Annotated in this window: 13 protein-coding genes and 1 tRNA gene; 9 read left to right on the top strand and 5 right to left on the bottom strand. The window is 63.5% G+C overall.

Going from position 1 to position 16,270, the window contains the following annotated elements:
• Positions 1–18 precede the first annotated feature (18 nt).
• Entirely contained in the window at positions 19–1,500 is a 1,482-nt protein-coding gene (locus IGS55_RS10050) for an efflux transporter outer membrane subunit (RefSeq protein WP_230517152.1), read from the top strand.
• 9 nt (positions 1,501–1,509) lie between these two features.
• Here the strand turns inward: IGS55_RS10050 and IGS55_RS10045 are convergent, their stop codons facing one another.
• Complete coding sequence (locus IGS55_RS10045) at positions 1,510–2,427, bottom strand: LysR family transcriptional regulator (RefSeq protein WP_230517153.1); 918 nt, start codon at positions 2,425–2,427, stop codon at positions 1,510–1,512.
• Between the two features lie 111 nt (positions 2,428–2,538).
• Here IGS55_RS10045 and IGS55_RS10040 point away from each other — a divergent pair, with 111 nt between their 5' ends.
• The 6 genes from IGS55_RS10040 (at position 2,539) to IGS55_RS10015 (ending at position 9,889) form a co-directional block, all read left to right on the top strand.
• Entirely contained in the window at positions 2,539–3,138 is a 600-nt protein-coding gene (locus IGS55_RS10040) for a short chain dehydrogenase (RefSeq protein WP_230517154.1), read from the top strand.
• Between the two features lie 143 nt (positions 3,139–3,281).
• Entirely contained in the window at positions 3,282–5,000 is a 1,719-nt protein-coding gene (locus IGS55_RS10035; RefSeq protein ID WP_230517155.1) for a methyl-accepting chemotaxis protein, read from the top strand.
• Between the two features lie 48 nt (positions 5,001–5,048).
• Positions 5,049–6,770 carry a dipeptidyl-peptidase 3 family protein gene (locus tag IGS55_RS10030; RefSeq protein ID WP_230517156.1) on the top strand — a complete coding sequence of 574 codons (1,722 nt, stop codon included), beginning with the start codon at positions 5,049–5,051 and terminating at the stop codon, positions 6,768–6,770.
• A gap of 152 nt (positions 6,771–6,922) precedes the next feature.
• Positions 6,923–7,606, top strand: a complete 684-nt coding sequence (locus tag IGS55_RS10025) for a hypothetical protein (RefSeq protein WP_230517157.1) — start codon at positions 6,923–6,925, stop codon at positions 7,604–7,606.
• Positions 7,607–7,710: 104 nt separating this feature from the next.
• Positions 7,711–8,442: a BON domain-containing protein gene (locus IGS55_RS10020; RefSeq protein WP_230517158.1), complete on the top strand. Its 732-nt coding sequence runs from the start codon at positions 7,711–7,713 to the stop codon at positions 8,440–8,442.
• Between the two features lie 154 nt (positions 8,443–8,596).
• Positions 8,597–9,889: an MFS transporter gene (locus IGS55_RS10015; RefSeq protein WP_230517159.1), complete on the top strand. Its 1,293-nt coding sequence runs from the start codon at positions 8,597–8,599 to the stop codon at positions 9,887–9,889.
• Positions 9,890–9,947: 58 nt separating this feature from the next.
• Here IGS55_RS10015 and IGS55_RS10010 read toward each other — a convergent pair whose 3' ends face one another.
• Positions 9,948–12,107 (bottom strand): alpha/beta hydrolase family protein, encoded by a 2,160-nt coding sequence (locus IGS55_RS10010; protein ID WP_230517160.1) that lies wholly within the window; start codon positions 12,105–12,107, stop codon positions 9,948–9,950.
• 175 nt (positions 12,108–12,282) lie between these two features.
• Between IGS55_RS10010 and IGS55_RS10005 the strand changes: the two genes are divergently transcribed.
• On the top strand, positions 12,283–13,329 hold the full coding sequence (locus IGS55_RS10005) for a lysozyme inhibitor LprI family protein (protein WP_230517161.1): 1,047 nt from the start codon (positions 12,283–12,285) through the stop codon (positions 13,327–13,329).
• Positions 13,330–13,332: 3 nt separating this feature from the next.
• Positions 13,333–13,836: a hypothetical protein gene (locus tag IGS55_RS10000; protein WP_230517162.1), complete on the top strand. Its 504-nt coding sequence runs from the start codon at positions 13,333–13,335 to the stop codon at positions 13,834–13,836.
• A gap of 1 nt (position 13,837) precedes the next feature.
• Here the strand turns inward: IGS55_RS10000 and IGS55_RS09995 are convergent, their stop codons facing one another.
• The 3 genes from IGS55_RS09995 to IGS55_RS09985 form a co-directional block, all read right to left on the bottom strand.
• Positions 13,838–14,236, bottom strand: coding sequence for a hypothetical protein (locus IGS55_RS09995; RefSeq protein WP_230517163.1), 399 nt, complete (start codon positions 14,234–14,236; stop codon positions 13,838–13,840).
• A gap of 103 nt (positions 14,237–14,339) precedes the next feature.
• Positions 14,340–14,415, bottom strand: a tRNA-Lys gene (locus IGS55_RS09990).
• Between the two features lie 68 nt (positions 14,416–14,483).
• Entirely contained in the window at positions 14,484–16,244 is a 1,761-nt protein-coding gene (locus IGS55_RS09985; protein WP_230517164.1) for a GspE/PulE family protein, read from the bottom strand.
• Between the last annotated feature and the right edge of the window lie 26 nt (positions 16,245–16,270).

Below are 16,270 nucleotides of genomic sequence, written 5' to 3'. Positions count from 1 at the left end.
AACAAGAAGGTAATCACCATGCAAACAGTATTGACGAAAATCGCGCTGGCCGCGTCCCTTGCCGTGGCGCTGTCCGCCTGCGGCACCGTGGGCCAGGATTTCAAGGCACCGGCGAACGTGGCCGGCATCGACAACGGCACCTTCCGCCACGGCGCGGCCGCTGCGGATGCCGCGCAGCTGCCCAAGGAATGGTGGAGCATTTACGGCGACGCCACCCTGGACCGCCTCGAGCAGAGCGCGCTGCGGGACAATCCGAGTGTAAAAGCGGCCGGCGAGCGCCTGCTGCAGGCGCTGGCGCAAAGCGGCACGGCGCGCGCCAGCCAGGGCCCGAGCGTGAACGTCAGCACGGGCATCTCGAACTCGCGCACCTCGGCCAACACGTCGCAGGGCCTGGCCCTGGGCAACCGCTCCATCAGCGGCAATAACTTCTCAGTGGGCGGCTCGCTGTCGTATGAAGTCGACTTGCTGGGCCGTGTAAAACGCATGGTCGAAGCGGCCGATTCCCAAGCCTTGGCGGCGCAGGCCGACCGCGATGGCGTGCTGCTGATGCTGTCGGCGCAAGTGGCCAGCAATTACTGGCAGCTGCGCGGGTTGGACGCGGAAATGGCCATTTTGAATGGTGCGCTCGACACGCGCCGCGAATCGGCGCAGCTGGTCGAAGCGCGTTTCAATGCGGGCCTGACGAATGAGCTGGACCTGGCGCGCGCGAAAGTCGAGCTGTCGAACGCGCAGGCCGACCTGCATGAAGTCAGGCGCCAGCGCAACCAGCTGGAAAACAGCCTGGCTACCCTGACGGGCAAGCCGCCATCGGCGCTGCAACTGCCGGTGGCGGCCGATCCCTCGATCCTGCCACTGCCGCCAGGTATCCCCGTCGGCTTGCCCGCCAGCCTGCTGGCGCACCGCCCGGACCTCGTTTCCAGTGTGGCGGGCTTGCGTGCGGCGAATGCGCAAGTGGGCGTGGCCGAAGGCGCGTTTTACCCGTCGCTGCAACTGACGGGCAATTTTGGCTATGCATCGGAAAAGCTGCGCGACCTGGCGCAGGGCGGTTCGCGCCAGTTCAGTTTTGGTCCGCTGGCCCTGTCCCTGCCGATCTTCGACGGCGGCCGCAACCAGGCCAACCTGGACCTGTCCAAGGCGCGCTATGCGGAAGCCGTGGCGAACCACGAGACGAAGCTGTTGACGGCCTTGCGCGAAGTGGAAGATGCCTTGTCAGACGTGGAACAGCGCCAGTTGCAGGGCGACGCCCAGGCCCTGTCGCAGGAAGCGGCGGCGCGCGCCTACCTGGTGGCGCGCACGCGCTACGAGCGCGGCATCTCGACCTACCTGGACGTGACGGACGCGCAGCGCAGTTCGCTGGCAGCGGACCGCGCCGCCGCGCAGATCAAGACCCAGCGCCTGCTGGCGACGGTGGCCGTGGCCCGCTCCTTGGGAGCGGGCTGGCAGCCGGACGGCGAGCTGGCCAGGCTCGCTTCCGCGCCATCGACCGTCAAAGCGAACTAAGTACGACGATTACGTGAGCGTGGCCGGTGGCGGTGTCGCCGCCGGCCCGTAGCGTTCCAGCAGAAAATCGATGAAGGTCGTCAGCTTCGGCGTAGGCTGGCGGTCGCGCGGATACAGCACATGCATCAGGCGCGGCGCCGGCACGTAATCGGCCAGCAGCGGCACCAGCCGTCCCGCCGCGATATCGTCGGCCAGTAAAATCTCCGCCTGCATGACGATGCCGAAGCCGTGCAGGGCCGCCATGCGCAGCGCCTGGCCATTGTTCGAGCGGAAGCGGCTTTCTGTCGCAGCGCCATCGTGGCGCGCTTCCTTGCCGCTCAGACGCCAGCGCATGTGGCGCGACCACTGCATGAAATCCACGCATTCGTGCCGCGCCAGGTCGTCCGGCGTGCGCGGCGTGCCGTGCTTAGCCAGGTAGCCGGGCGAGGCGCAGATCACCATCGCATAGGGCCGCAAGGGCCGCGCCACCATGCCGGAATCTTCCAGCTTGCCGATGCGGATGGCCGCATCGAAGCCTTCCTCCACCAGATCCACCATCCTGTCATTCAAATTGAGCTCCAGGCTCACGTCCGGGTAGGCCGTCAGGTAGTCGGCCATCAGCGGCGCGATGCATTCGCTGCCGAAGGACACGGGCGCCGTGATCTTCAGCTTGCCGCGCGGCGTGGCGCGCATCGCTTCCGCGCCCGTTTCGGCCGCCGCGATCTGCGCCAGGATCTGGCGGCACTGCTCCACGTATTGCCGGCCGATTTCCGTCAGGCTTTGCCGGCGCGTCGTGCGCGCCAGCAGGCGCGCGCCCAGCCGCTCTTCCAGCTGTTTGATGTGCTTGCCCACCATCACGGGCGAGATGCGGAAGGTGTCGGCGGCCGCCGTGAAACTGCCCTGGTCGACGACGGACACAAAGATTTCCATGCTGCGCAATTTATCCATGCCACCCTGATTCCAAACTGTGGGTTGATAATCTTGTAAATTCTAGCGCATTTATTATTTTTCTAAGCGGCGCATACTGTCTCCATCGTTCAACCCACACAAGGAAGCAGCATGAAAATCGTCATCATCGGCGCCAGCGGCACCATCGGCAAGGCCGTCACCGCGCAACTGGCGCAGCGCCATGAAATCATCGAAGTGGGCAGCCGCACGGGCACGCACCAGGCCGACATGGGCGACATCGCGCAAGTGCGCGCCCTGTTCCAGCGCATCGGCAGGGTCGACGCCGTCGTCGTCACGGCCGGCAAGCTGCATTTCGGCCCCCTGGCCGAGTTCACGCCCGAGCAATTCCAGCTGGGCCTGGACAGCAAGCTGATGGGCCAGGTCAACGTGGCGCTGGTGGCGCAGGAATACCTGAACGATGGCGGTTCGATTACCTTGACCAGCGGCATCGTTGCCGAGCAGCCTATCCGCTTCGGCGCGGCCGCCAGCATGACGAATGCGGCCGTGGAAGGTTTTGTACGGGGCGCCGCCATCGAACTGGCGCGCGGCGTGCGCATCAATGTTGTCAGCCCGACGGTGCTGGAAGAATCGCTGGAATCGTATGGCCCCTTCTTCTACGGCTTCGAGCCGGCCGCCGCAAGCCGCGTAGCGCTGGCCTACAGCCGCAGCGTGGAAGGGGCGCAGACGGGGCAAGTCTATCGCGTGTGGTAGGGTTCAGGCCTCAAAAAAGGCTGCTTTTGACCGGCCTCAGGCAGCCTGCTTCCATTCATGATAAATTAAATTTTATTTCCAAATGTCAACATCATGGTGATGAAGAATTTGGACATTTTCATGAACGAATGGATGAGACGGATATGCAAAGCACCAAAATCAGCACACGGCTTTATACGGGATTCGGCCTGGTCCTGTTGCTGCTGATCATCGTTACCGCACTCGGCATCAACCGCGTGCAAAAGATCGACGCCATCCTCACCAGTATCAGCGACGTCAACAACGTCAAGCAGCGCCATGCGATCAATTTCCGCGGCAGCGTGCATGACCGCGCGATCGCCCTGCGCGACGTGGTGCTGGCGGCAGACGCGGCGTCGGCCAAGCCGGAAATCGCGCGCATCGAAACGCTGGCCGCCAATTACGCGCAGGCCGCCGCACCGCTGGACCAGATCATCGGCAGCGGCAAGGACGTGACCGAAGCGGAACGCACGGCCCTCGCCGCCATCAAGGCCAGTGAAGCGAAGGCCCAGCCGATCATCGCCAAGGTGATTCAATTGCGCCTGGCCGACGATGTGGCCGGCGCCACCGCCTTGCTGCAGCAGCAGGGCGCCGCCGCCTTCACGGGCTGGCTTGCGTCCGTCAACCAGCTGATCGACCTCGAAGAAAAGATGAGCCGCGAACAGGCCGACAGCGCAAGCACGGTGGCGCGCAGCTTTTTCTTCTTCATGGTGCTGCTGTGCCTGGGCGCGATCGCCATCGGTACCATCGCGGCCTGGCGCATCAGCCACGGCTTGCTGCGCCAGCTCGGCGGCGAGCCCGACTACGCGGCCGCCATCGCCGGTGAAATTGCCGCTGGTAACCTGGCAGTGACCATCACTACCGGGCCGAATGACCGCAACAGCTTGCTGTACGCCATGCGCGGCATGCGCGACAGCCTCGTGGCCATCGTCAGCCAGGTGCGCGCCGGCACGCAGACCATCGCCACCAATTCGCGCGAAATCGCGGCCGGCAACCTGGACCTGTCGAACCGCACGGAACAGCAGGCCGGGTCGATCGAGGAAACCGCCACGTCGATGGAGCAATTGACGGGCACCGTCAAGCAGAACGCCGAGCACGCGATCGAAGCGAATCAGCTGGCCGTATCGGCCTCGGGTGTGGCCGTCAAGGGCGGCGCCGTCGTGGCGCAGGTGGTGCAGACCATGGCCGCCATCAACGAGTCGTCGAAAAAGATAGTCGACATTATCGGCGTGATCGACGGCATCGCTTTCCAGACGAATATTCTGGCGCTCAATGCCGCCGTGGAAGCGGCGCGTGCCGGCGAGCAGGGCCGCGGCTTTGCCGTCGTCGCCACCGAAGTGCGCAGCCTGGCCCAGCGTTCCAGCCAGGCCGCCAAGGAAATCAAGTCGCTGATCGACGACTCCGTCGAGCGCGTCGGCACGGGCGCGCGCCTGGTCGATGAAGCGGGCACGACCATGCAAGACATTGTCGACAGCGTCAAGCGCGTGACCGACATCATGGGCGAAATCAGCGTGGCCACGCGCGAGCAGTCGTCCGGCATCGAACAGGTCAACCAGGCTGTCGGCCTGATGGACCAGGTGGTGCAGCAGAATGCGGCGCTGGTGGAGCAGTCGGCCTCGGCCGCCGCGTCGCTGGAAGCGCAGGCCGGCAGCCTGTCGCAGGTGGTCAGCATCTTCAAGCTCGACAACTCGCAAGTGCCGCTGCAGGCGCCGCAGCCGGCGCGTGCGCGTGCGCGTCCGGCCGCCATGACTGCTGCCAGGCCGGCCGTCAAGGCAGCAGCGAAGCCGGCACCGAAAAAGCTGGCCTCCAAGGTGCCCGCCGATGACGCATGGGAAGAGTTTTAAGCGGCGCTCGTTTACAATCGGGACCTTACATTGTTTGCTGAGGTCCCCATGAAACGTATCCTGTTCCCCCTGCTGATGGCCGCCGCCATCGGCAGCGCTTGCGCCGCAACGCCGGCAGCACCGGCCACCGCGCAACAACTGACCAGCATGAGCGCCCGCTACGCGCCCGTCGCGCTGACGGCCGATGTCACGCACCTGTCCTTTGGTGACCGTCAGGCCATCGCCAAGCTGGTCGAGGCGGCCAAGCTGGTCGACGTGCTGCAGCTGCGCCAGCGCTGGTCCGGCAATGAAGCGCTGTGGGCAGCGCTGAAAAAGGACACGTCAAAGCTGGGTCAGGCCCGTCTGAACTATTTCTGGATCAACAAGGGGCCGTGGTCGGTGCTCGACGCGCATGCCTCGTTCATGCCGGCCAGCTATGCCGGCATCGCCATTCCCGCGCATAAGCCGGAAGCGGGCAATTTCTATCCGCAGGGCGCCACCAAGGCCAGCCTGGAAACGTGGATGAATGGCTTGTCGCCAGAGGACAAGCAGCAGGCGCAATGGTTCTTCACGACGATTCGCGCGGGCAAGGATGGCAAATATCAGACCGTCAAGTATTCGGATGAATACAAGGTGGAACTCAAGCAACTGGCCAAGCTTCTTGATGAAGCTGCCGCCGCCACGGATAACGCATCGCTGAAGAAATTTTTGACCCTGCGCGCCAAGGCTTTCCTCGACAACGACTATCTGCCGTCCGACTTCGCCTGGATGGATCTCGATTCGCCCGTCGACATCACCATCGGTCCGTACGAGACGTATAACGATGAACTGTTCGGCTACAAGGCCGCGTTCGAAGCGTACGTGAACATCCGCGACCAGGCGGAAACGCAAAAACTGAACTTCTTCGCCAAGCACATGCAGGAACTGGAAGACAACCTGCCGCTCGACGCCCGGTACCGCAACCCGAAAGTGGGCGCGCTGGCGCCGATGGTGGTGGTCAATCAGGTGTATGGCGCCGGCGACGGCAACATGGCCGTGCAGACGGCTGCCTACAACTTGCCCAACGACGAGCGCATCATCAGCGCGCGCGGCTCCAAGCGCGTGATGCTGAAAAACGTGCAGGAAGCCAAGTTCAAGGCCACCCTGACGCCGATTTCGAAACTGGTGCTGACGCCCGAAGCGCAGCAGGACGTCGACTTCAATTCCTTCTTCACGCACATCCTCGCGCATGAAATCATGCACGGCCTGGGCCCGCACGCGACCGTCGTCGACGGCAAGCCATCGACGCCGCGCCAGGACTTGAAGGAAGCCTATTCGACCATCGAAGAAGCCAAGGCCGACATCACGGGCCTGTTTGCGCTGCGCTACATGATGGACAAGGGTCAACTCAAGGACACTCTGGGGCAGGGCGACGAGGCCGAGCGCAAGCTGTACAACACGTTCCTCGCCTCCGGTTTCCGCACCCTGCATTTCGGCTTGACGGATTCGCATGCGCGCGGCATGGCCATCCAGATGAATTACATCCTCGACAAGGGCGGTTTTGTCTCGCTGGGCGACGGCAAGTTTGGCGTCGATTTTGGCAAGATCAAGCAGGCCGTGATCGACCTGGACCGTGAATTTTTGACCATCGAGGCGACGGGCGACTATGCGCGCGCGAAAGACATGATGAGCAAGTATGTGGTGATCCGCCCTGAAGTGCAAGTGGCGCTCGACAAGATGAAAGCCGTGCCCAACGATATCCGCCCGGAATTCGTCACGGCCCGCGCACTGGACCAGGCGGCGAAGAAATAAGCTGACTTTGATTATTATCAGTCTGGAAAGCCGGTGCCTTGCGCACCGGTTTTTTTTCGTCTTTATTTGCGAAAAGTTGCCAGTTTTTCCTTGTGGAAACATTTTTACCGCTTACTCTGCAGTAGTAAATCCCCATTTCTCCTGTTGATCCCATGTTGAAACTGTTTTCGCTGTTAAGTGTGTCCCTTGCTTTGCCCGCCGTCGCTGCCGCCCAGCTCACCGATCTGGAAACCCGCTGGCTGCAGGCGGGCCAACCCGTCATCGCGTTTGCACGTGCGCAAGGCTTGCCCATCGACATCATCGTGCAGCCGCAGGATGCGCCCGGCGCCGTGCCGCTGGCGCTGGGCTACGAGGCAGGGCGTTGCAAGCTGGTGCTGTCCTTGCGCGGCAATGCGCAGGCGGACAGTGTCTTGCAGGGCGTGCCGGCCACGCGCCACGGCCTGATGATGGAAGCGATGATGGCGCATGAGATCGGCCACTGCCAGCGCTATGCACAGGGCGACTGGCACGCCTTGCCACGTGGCTTTGTCGAGCCGCGCAGCCTACAGCGGGGCAAGTTGACACCGCTGGCGCAGGAGCTGCGCGAGACGCGCCGCGAAGAAGGCTATGCGGACCTGGTGGCCCTGGCATGGATGCATGGGCGCCACCCGGCGCAGTACCGGCATGTGCTGGCCTGGATGCGCGGCGTGCGCACTGCTGGCGACGGCGCCGGCGGTTCCCACGCCACGCAGGCATGGCTGGCGCTGGCCGATGGCGCCGGTGTATTTGATGGGCCCGCTTCAATATTTGAACAGGCGCAAGTATTGTGGCGAAAAGGCTTGAGCGGCGACAAATAAACGATGATTTTTATGTGAATGGACGGTCAGCGTGTGCTGTCGCACGGAGCTTTGCTTCCGGCAGGGGTCTAATCTGGGCATCAACTAACCAGAGAGGAACCATCATGAACAAAATGATCGCACTCATGCTGGCCGCCAGTGCCAGCGCCCTGCTTGCCGCCACGCCAGCGTATGCGCAGGATGCCTCGTACAAGAGTTTGACGGACAAGGCAACGGCCGACTACAAGCAGGCCAAGGCCGCCTGCGACGCCCAGAGCGGCAACGCGAAAAAGGTCTGCGTGGAAGAAGCCAAGGTGGCGCGCGCCAAGGCCGAATCGGACGCCGTGGCGCAATACCGCAACACGCCGCGAGAACTGGGCAAGGCCCGCAAGGACGTTGCCAATGCCGAGTATGACCTGGCCAAGGCCAAATGCGGCGACCGCACGGGCGCCGAGAAAACTACGTGCATGAACGATGCCAAGGCGGCGAAGACGGCCGCTTTGGCCGACGCCAATACGGGCGCCAAGGCCGGCACCAACGTGGCGCAGAATCCGCCCGCCACGACGAAGGAAAATTGCGACGCCATGGATGCGACGGCCAAGGCCGCCTGCGTGACGCGAAATGCAGCCGGCAGCACCAAGACGGCCGTGGCCGACTCCGTCATCACGACCAAGATCAAGGCTGACCTCGTCAAGGACAACGACTTGAAAGCGCTCGACGTGCACGTGGAAACGGTCAACGGCGTCGTCATGCTCAGCGGCTTTGTGCCATCCCAGGCGCAAGTGAAAAAAGCCGCTGACCTGGCCCGCAGCGTGGAAGGCGTGACGGATGTGAAGAATGGCTTGAAGGTCAAGTAAGCCACATTCTGCGCAGCGTTAAAGCCAGGACTGGAGCGGTAAGCAGCAGTGCCGCTCCAGTTTTTTGATTGTATAAATTACGATCATAATATAACATGAGAAAAATCCCGCCGGCTGGTAGTGACCGGCATCCATTTTTTCTCATGAGGACAGCATGCTTTCTCTTCCCTTTTCGCAATGGCTGGAGCGGCGCGGCATCCACTTTGCCTGGGTCATCGTCGCCATCACTTTCCTCACAGCATTAACCTCGTCCGCTGCGCTGGGCTTGCCGGGAGCGCTGATGCAGCCCTTGAGCCGGGAGTTCGGCTGGGATGCCGAGCAGATTTCCTCGGCCCTGGCCGTGCGCTTCGTGCTGTTCGGTTTGATGGGGCCGTTTGCCGCCATCCTGATGGAACGCTTCGGCTTGCGCAATGTCATCTGCGTGGCCCTGGGCCTGATCGCTGCCGGCATGCTGCTGGCCACGCGCATGACGCAGTTCTGGCACCTGGTGGCCCTGTGGGGCATTCTGCTGGGGCTCGGTTCGGGCATGACGGCGCTGGTCTTGAGCGCCGTGGTGGCGAACCGCTGGTTCGAGACGCACCGGGGCCTGGTGGTGGGCGTGCTGACGGCCAGTTCGGCCACGGGCCAGCTGCTGTTCCTGCCCGCGGGCGCCTGGCTGATCGAGCACTACGGCTGGCGCACGGCCGTCATGCCCGTGTTCGTCGCCTGCGCCCTCGTCGCCGTGCTGGCCTTCCTGTGCATGCGCGACCGTCCGCAGGATATCGCCTTGCGTCCCTACGGCGCCGACCCGGCCACGCCCCTGACGGCGCCAGCGGCCGCAAAAATGACGTTTGCCACGCCGTTCGTGATCCTGCGCAGCGTGGCTTCCAATCGCACCTTCTGGATACTGTTCGGCACCTTCTTCATCTGCGGCCTCAGCACCAACGGCCTGATCCAGACGCACTTCATTTCCCTGTGCGGCGACTCGGGCCTGTCCGCCGTGCCGGCCGCCTCCGTGCTGGCCATGATGGGGGCGTTCGACCTGTTCGGCACGATCTTGTCCGGCTGGCTGTCGGACCGCTATGACAACCGCAAACTGCTGTTCTGGTATTACGGCTTGCGGGGCTTGTCCCTGTTCTGGCTGCCGTATTCGGAATTCACCCTGTACGGCCTGTCCCTGTTCGCCATGTTCTATGGCCTGGACTGGATCGCCACCGTGCCGCCGACCGTGAAACTGGTGGGTGCCACGTTTGGCCGGGAGCGGGCGGGCATGGTGTTCGGCTGGATCTTCGCCGGCCACCAGCTGGGTGCCGCCGTGGCCGCGTACGGCGCGGGCCGCATCCGCACCCTGATGCTGACCTACAACCCGGCCCTGTTCGCGGCCGGCGCCGCCTGCCTCGTCGCCGCGTTAATGGTGCTGGCGATCCAGCGCCAGAAGGCGGCCGTGGCCGCCGTCCAGCCCGCATGAAAAAAGCCAGGCCCGCATGAGCGGAGCCTGGCTTTTCATTTCAAGAACGTTTCAGGATTTATTTGAGGTATTTGGCCAGCCATCCCTCGACTTCGCTATAGAAGAAGCGGCTGTTCTCGCCCTTCAAAATCCAGTGGTTTTCGTCCGGGAACACCAGCAATTTCGCCGGCACGTTCAGGCGCTGTTGCACGGCAAAGTTCATCAGGGCATTGTTGGCCGGCACGCGGTAATCGAGTTCGCCCACGGTGATCAGGATGGGGGTGGTGAAACCCGTGCCTTTTTCGTGGTTGCCTGCTTGCATCACCGGGCTTTGATCGCGCCACACGGGCAGGTTCGACCAGACGGGGCCGCCCGCGTTCGTTTCACGGCCGAAGCCGCCATCGCTGGTGCCCCACTGCATGATCAAGTCCATTTCGCCCGCGTGCGAGACGATGGCCTTGTAGCGCGTGGTGGTTGCCTGCAGCCAGTTGGCCAGGTGGCCGCCATAGCTGGCGCCGCCGGCGGCCAATTTCGTGCTGTCGATAAACGGGTATTTCTTGATGGCTTCATCGACGCCCTGGTTGACTTCATCGCCCGGACCTTTCAATGGGTCGAACTGGATCGAGCGCGAAAATTCCTCGCCATAGCCGGTGGAACCCTTGTAGTCCGTCAGCAGCACGACATAGCCTGGCTTGGCCAGCAAGTGATAGTTCCAGCGCAGCACGAACTGGTCGCGCCACATGCTGGCCGCGCCGCCATGGATGACGGTAAACAACGGGTATTTCTTGTTCGGATCGAAATTGGCCGGCTTGACGAGCATATTGTGGATCTTGCGGCCGTCGGCCGTGGTGAACCAGAAGTGCTCGGGCGCCTGCCAGTCGATCTTGTCTGCCTTGTCCGTATTGAAAGCCGTCAGCCGTTTCGGCTGCTTGCCGTTGAAGGCATAGATTTCCGGCGGGTTGATGGACGACTCCCACACGCCGACCAGAGCCTTGCCGCCGCTGCTCAGCGAGTTGATGGTGCCTGTCGGCAAGGATGGCTCTTCGCGCACGTCGCCGCCTTTGGCGTCGATCGAGTACAGCTTTTCCAGGCCCGCATGTTCATAGCTGAAAATGACGCGCTTGCCGCCTTCGGGCAGCACGTAGCGGGAAATCGAGCGGTCCAGCTTGGCTGTCAGTATGGTTGGCGCAGGATTGCTCATCGGCCAGGCGAAGCTGGCCAGGCGTTTCACGTCATACACTTTACCGGGCGTTTGCGCGTCGCTCAAGGCGAACAGGGTCTTGCCGTCGGCGGCAAATTTCAGCGAGCCATAGCTGTGCTTGTCCTGCGTCAAACGCTGCGCTTCGCCGCCCGCCACGGGCAGCAGATACAGTTGGGAGTAGACGGCTTCGCGCTGGGCCGCGTCGCGGTTGGTGGCGGCGTTGAAGACGACGGCCTTGCCGTCCGGCGTCCAGATGGCATCCAAGGATTGCCCCTCGTCGCCCTGGCCGCCGCCAAAGCCCGGCAGCGCCACCAGTTGCGTGCCCGACAGGATGTCGCGCGGCGTGTTTTCACCTTTCGCCTCAGGCTGCGCATCGACGATGAACAGGCGTACTTGCTTGTCGGTCAGCCATTTGTCGAAATAGCGCGGTGCCGTCGTTTCATAGGAACGGGCGCTGACCTTGCGCTCCTTGCGTTCCTTTGCGCTTTGCTTGACGTCGGCTTCCGTCTTGTTGCCAGGATAGATGTCGCTGATGAACAGCAATTGCTTGCCGTCCGGGCTCCATTTCGGCATGCGCGCGCCCAGGGTGAGCGAGGTCAACCGTTGCGCTTCGCCGCCGGCGGCGACATCGAGGCGGTAAATCTGTCCCGCTTCATCGCCGTCGCGCTTGGCAACAAACACCAGCTGGCGGCTGTCCGGCGACCAGGCCACAGCGCTTTCGCCGCCCTTGGAATAGGTCAGGCGGCGCGCGGGGCTGTCGTCAAGCAGCGACTTGATCCACAGATCCGACCATTGGTCCTTGCTATCGTAGGCGCTGTCGACCACGGAAAACACGGCCCAGCGTCCGTCCGGGCTGGCGACGGGCGCGCCCACCCGTTTCATCAGCCACACGTCTTCATGCGTGATGGCGTGTCTGGCTTGCGTTTGCGCGGTGGCAACTGGGGTGGTGGCCTTGGTATCGGCGGCCTGGGCGAGCGAGGCGCAGGCCGCTGCGATCAGCAGGGAGCCGAGGGAACGGCGAAGACGGGGTGAGGTCATGGGCGTGGTCCGGAGTAGTGAAAAAAGTACAGCGGGCAACATTATTGCCCATGCTTTCCTGCGCTGCCAAGGCTGTGTACCGTTACTTACCAGGCGGGACGGTCACGTATCGGGCGGGCGCGCCATGGCTGATCAGTTAAACTTGTTCTTTTACTGACGCAACCTTTGGCCGGCCATGAAAATTAGTCTACCCTTATTGAAAACAATATTGCTGGGCGCGAGCTGCCTGTTTGCGGCCCCGGTTTTTGCCGCTGCGCCCGCTCCCTACCCGAACACGAGCGCCATGGGCGTCGGTCACGCGGAAAGCACGGCCTGGTATGCGGGCTGCCTGAAGGTCAAGGATGCGGCGCCGCCGCCCGCCGACCTGCCGGCGCCATCGGCCGTGGCGTCCCTGCAGCAATGTCAGGCAACGGACCTGTATTACGATACCAAGAGTATGTCCTCGCCCAAGCCGGCCGACTGGCGTCCCGTGCGCCATTGCGCCATGGCTACGCAAAACAGCGCCGTCCTGATGATGCTGTACCAGAATGGACAGGGCGTGCAAAAAGACCCATTGCTGGCGCTCAAGTATGCGTGCAGCATCGATGCGGCACCGGCAGAAATGCGGGGCCGCATCGAACACTTGCAGCAGATCAATGCCAGCGGACGCGGCATGATCGATTTGTGCGACGACATCACGAGCGGCTACATGATGGGCGTGTGCAGCGCCATCGATGCGCGGCAAAAACAGCGCGTGCGCACGCAGGCGACAGCCAAAGTCAGCGAAGCAATGCCGGCCGTGGCGCAAGCGTCGCTGCAAAAGTTGCAGGCGGCGGCAAGCAAGTTTGCCGATGCGCGCGCGGCCAATGAAACGGACTTGAGCGGCACGGCGCGCGCCGCCCTGAGCATCGCCGCCCGCACGGCCGAGCTCGATTTGCTGGCGCACGATCTGCGCGAGTACGAAGCGGGCAAGCTGCCGGTCAGCATGTCGAAGGCGCAGGTCGCGGCACTCGACAAGGAACTCAACGTCATCTACGGCAAGCTGATGAAAAAGCCCGCGTCCACCTATGCGGGCGCCGTGGACAAGGACGGCATCCGCGCCACCCAGCGCCTGTGGCTGGCATACCGCGATGCCTGGATGAATTTTGGCGCCGTGCGCTATCCCGCCGTCACCAGCGAGACCTGGGCCGGCCGGCTGACGTCGCGGCGTAATGCGCAACTACAAGATTTGCTGGGGAATTGAAGCATGCGGGAAGCGTACTACCACGAAGACGATTTTTGCATGATCGAACTGTTGCCGCTGGATAACTTGCAGCACTGTTTGACGCAGATGGGCGAGCAAGAGGCGTTTGCCGATGCGCACCGCAGCGGTGCCGGCTGGACGCAGATGTACGTGCCCGAGGCGCCGCCGTCGCAGATGGGTGCGATGGGCCTCACGGCCGATCAGCTGCGGCTGGCGCTGGCGGACGCCTTGCCGCCGTATGACGCCGTCTACACGGGCTACAGCACTTACCGCGTGGAATGCAAGAACGTGCTGGCCTTTGGCGGCGACAAGACGGAAACCCTGTTTGCGGGCCTGGACGAGCAGGGCATCGTGTGCGACCTGTGGTGCAGTGACGCCATGCCCGAGCTGTTGCTGCTGCCCTTGAAAGAGCAGCTGTTGCTGGCGGACTGGGGCGCGGGGTTTGCGTGTCCGCTGTCCGATGGGGAACTGTTCGCCCGCTATCTGCAGGAATACGAACTCGGTTGATTCATTCGCAGGCGATGGCGTTCGGCTGCGCTACCTTCACCACGGACGCCAGGCGCGCCATGTCGTTGCCGTCGCCTTGCTCCACATACGGTTGATAGCTGTCGATGACGATGCGCGCACGCGCCTGCCAGCCGCAATTGTCGGCCTGGCGCGCGGGCACGCGCAGCAGCCGGCGCGCCTGGGCGTCGTTGCTGAAACAAAACCACGCATCGTGCGTGGCGGCCGGGCGGGGCAAGCGGCCCCACTGCGCCTTGTCGGGCGAGAAGCAGACGCGGTTGCCGATGATCTCCAGGCTCATCTCGTCCGTGCGCAGGCTGTATTGGCCGTCGAGCACGATGGGCGGCTGCGCCTGGGCGGACAGGCAGGCGGTGGCCAGGAGGAGGGCGGCGGCAAGTTTCATGCGGTTCTTTCAGGGCTGGCAAGACGAAGCGCCAGTATAACCGCGGGGCCGGAAACGAAAAAAGCCTATCCGTGAGGATAGGCTTTTTAGTACTGCGCATTCGTGGTAGGCCGTGCGGGATTCGAACCTGCGACCAACGGATTAAAAGTCCGCTGCTCTACCAGCTGAGCTAACGACCCGAAAGAGGCCGCATTATATATCAGTTGAAAAAGAATGCAAAGCATTCCTGCACGAAAATGAAGATGGCTCAATGCAGGGCGGCCGTGAGCTTCAGCACTTCGTCGATGCTGGTCGTGCCATCGATGATCTTGCGGGCGCCGGCGAGGCGCAGCGGCGTCATGCCGTCGACGATGCTCTGGCGGCGCAAGGCGTACAGGTCGGCGCCCCCCTTGATGAGCTGGCCGAACGTTTCCGTCACGCTCAGCAGTTCATAGATGCCGGCGCGCCCCAGGTAGCCGCTGTGCCGGCACTGGGCGCAGCCGACGGGGCGGTACGCTTCGTGGGGCCGCTCCAGCTGGCCGCCCGTCAGGCGCTGCCAGGCAGCATCGTCCGGGGCGGCGCCCGGCTGTTTGCAGTCCGGGCACAGGCAGCGCAGCAGGCGCTGCGCCAGCACACCGATCAGGCACGCTTCCAGCAGATAGGCGGGCAAGCCCAGTTCCAGCAGGCGCATGACGGCCGAGGGCGCATCGTTGGTGTGCAGGGTCGACAGCACCAGGTGCCCCGTCAGCGCCGCCTGGATGGCCATCTCGGCCGTGGCCAGGTCGCGGATTTCTCCCACCATGATGATGTCGGGATCTTGCCGCATCAGTGCCCGCACGCCGTCGGCAAACGATAGTTCGATGCCGGCCTGGGTTTGCACCTGCATCTGGTTGAAGGCCGGCTCGACCATTTCGATGGGGTCTTCCACCGTGCACACATTGACTTCGCTGCCTGCCAGCGCCTTCAGGGTGCTGTACAGGGTGCTGGTCTTGCCCGAGCCCGTGGGGCCCGTCACCAGCACGATGCCGTGCGTGCGCGCCGTCAGCTGGCGCCAGCGTTCGGCGTCCGCGGGCGGAAAGCCCAGCTCCGCCAGGCTTTTGACGGCCACTTCCGGATCGAAGATGCGCATGACGAGTTTTTCGCCGAAGGCCGTGGGCAAGGTCGACAGGCGCAGCTCGATTTCCTGGCCCTGCGCATTGCGCGTCTTGATGCGGCCATCCTGGGGGCGGCGCTTTTCCACCACGTCCATACGCCCGAGCAACTTGATGCGCGCCGTCATGGCCAGCATGACGACGGGCGGCAGCTGGTAGGCCTGGTGCAGGCGGCCGTCGATGCGCAGGCGCACGAGGCCCGCGTCGCGCTTCGGTTCCAGGTGGATATCGGAAGCGCGCTGGGCGAACGCGTATTGCCACAGCCAGTCGACGATGCGCACGACGTGCTGGTCGTTGGCGTCGAGGCTGCTCTTGTTGCGCCCCAATTCCACCAGTTGTTCGAAATTGTGGCGCAGCGCCAGGTCTTGCGTGGACGCTTGCCGGGCCACCTTGACGGAACTGGCCAGGCTGAAAAATTGCGCGATGGCGTCGGCGATGTGCAGCGGGTTGGCGATGACCAGGCTCAGCTTGCGCGGCGCCAGGTTTCCCAATTGCGCCTGCCAGGCGAGCGCGTAAGGCTGGGCCGTGGCGATGACGATGCGGTCAAGCGTGCTTTCCACGGGCAGGATGTTGAAGCGGGCCGCATAGCCGGCCGTCATGACGTCGGCCACCTGGCTGAAATCGATGTGCAGGGGATCGATGCGCACATACGGCAAGCTGGAGCGTTGCGCCAGCCAGGCGCACAGGGTGTCGAGCGTCAGTGCGCCGTGGGCGATGCTGCACAGCGGATGCAGAGCCGGTGCCGGCAGTTGGGCGGCCTGGGCCTGGACGACTGCCGCTTGCGCCGCATCGAGCAAGCCGTCTTCCTGCAGCCAGGCCAGCAGTTGCGGCAGTTCCAGCGACGTGTCGGGAGAGGTGGTAGGAGGGGAAGCGGGCATGGCCGGTGCCTTTCCAGGCTGCCGGC

The sequence above is a fragment of the Janthinobacterium sp. EB271-G4-3-2 genome, assembly GCF_020858035.1.
Taxonomy (GTDB): Bacteria; Pseudomonadota; Gammaproteobacteria; order Burkholderiales; family Burkholderiaceae_D; genus Janthinobacterium; species Janthinobacterium aestuarii.
This window is presented reverse-complemented; position numbering and strand designations above follow the sequence as displayed.

Coding starts and splice junctions, on each gene's coding strand:
- IGS55_RS09995 (WP_230517163.1), bottom strand. CDS start 14,236: ATGAAACTTGCCGCCGCCCTCCTCCTGGCCACCGCCTGCCTGTCCGCC.
- IGS55_RS10025 (WP_230517157.1), top strand. CDS start 6,923: ATGTTGAAACTGTTTTCGCTGTTAAGTGTGTCCCTTGCTTTGCCCGCC.
- IGS55_RS09985 (WP_230517164.1), bottom strand. CDS start 16,244: ATGCCCGCTTCCCCTCCTACCACCTCTCCCGACACGTCGCTGGAACTG.
- IGS55_RS10045 (WP_230517153.1), bottom strand. CDS start 2,427: ATGGATAAATTGCGCAGCATGGAAATCTTTGTGTCCGTCGTCGACCAG.
- IGS55_RS10010 (WP_230517160.1), bottom strand. CDS start 12,107: ATGACCTCACCCCGTCTTCGCCGTTCCCTCGGCTCCCTGCTGATCGCA.
- IGS55_RS10005 (WP_230517161.1), top strand. CDS start 12,283: ATGAAAATTAGTCTACCCTTATTGAAAACAATATTGCTGGGCGCGAGC.
- IGS55_RS10015 (WP_230517159.1), top strand. CDS start 8,597: ATGCTTTCTCTTCCCTTTTCGCAATGGCTGGAGCGGCGCGGCATCCAC.
- IGS55_RS10000 (WP_230517162.1), top strand. CDS start 13,333: ATGCGGGAAGCGTACTACCACGAAGACGATTTTTGCATGATCGAACTG.
- IGS55_RS10035 (WP_230517155.1), top strand. CDS start 3,282: ATGCAAAGCACCAAAATCAGCACACGGCTTTATACGGGATTCGGCCTG.
- IGS55_RS10050 (WP_230517152.1), top strand. CDS start 19: ATGCAAACAGTATTGACGAAAATCGCGCTGGCCGCGTCCCTTGCCGTG.
- IGS55_RS10020 (WP_230517158.1), top strand. CDS start 7,711: ATGAACAAAATGATCGCACTCATGCTGGCCGCCAGTGCCAGCGCCCTG.
- IGS55_RS10030 (WP_230517156.1), top strand. CDS start 5,049: ATGAAACGTATCCTGTTCCCCCTGCTGATGGCCGCCGCCATCGGCAGC.
- IGS55_RS10040 (WP_230517154.1), top strand. CDS start 2,539: ATGAAAATCGTCATCATCGGCGCCAGCGGCACCATCGGCAAGGCCGTC.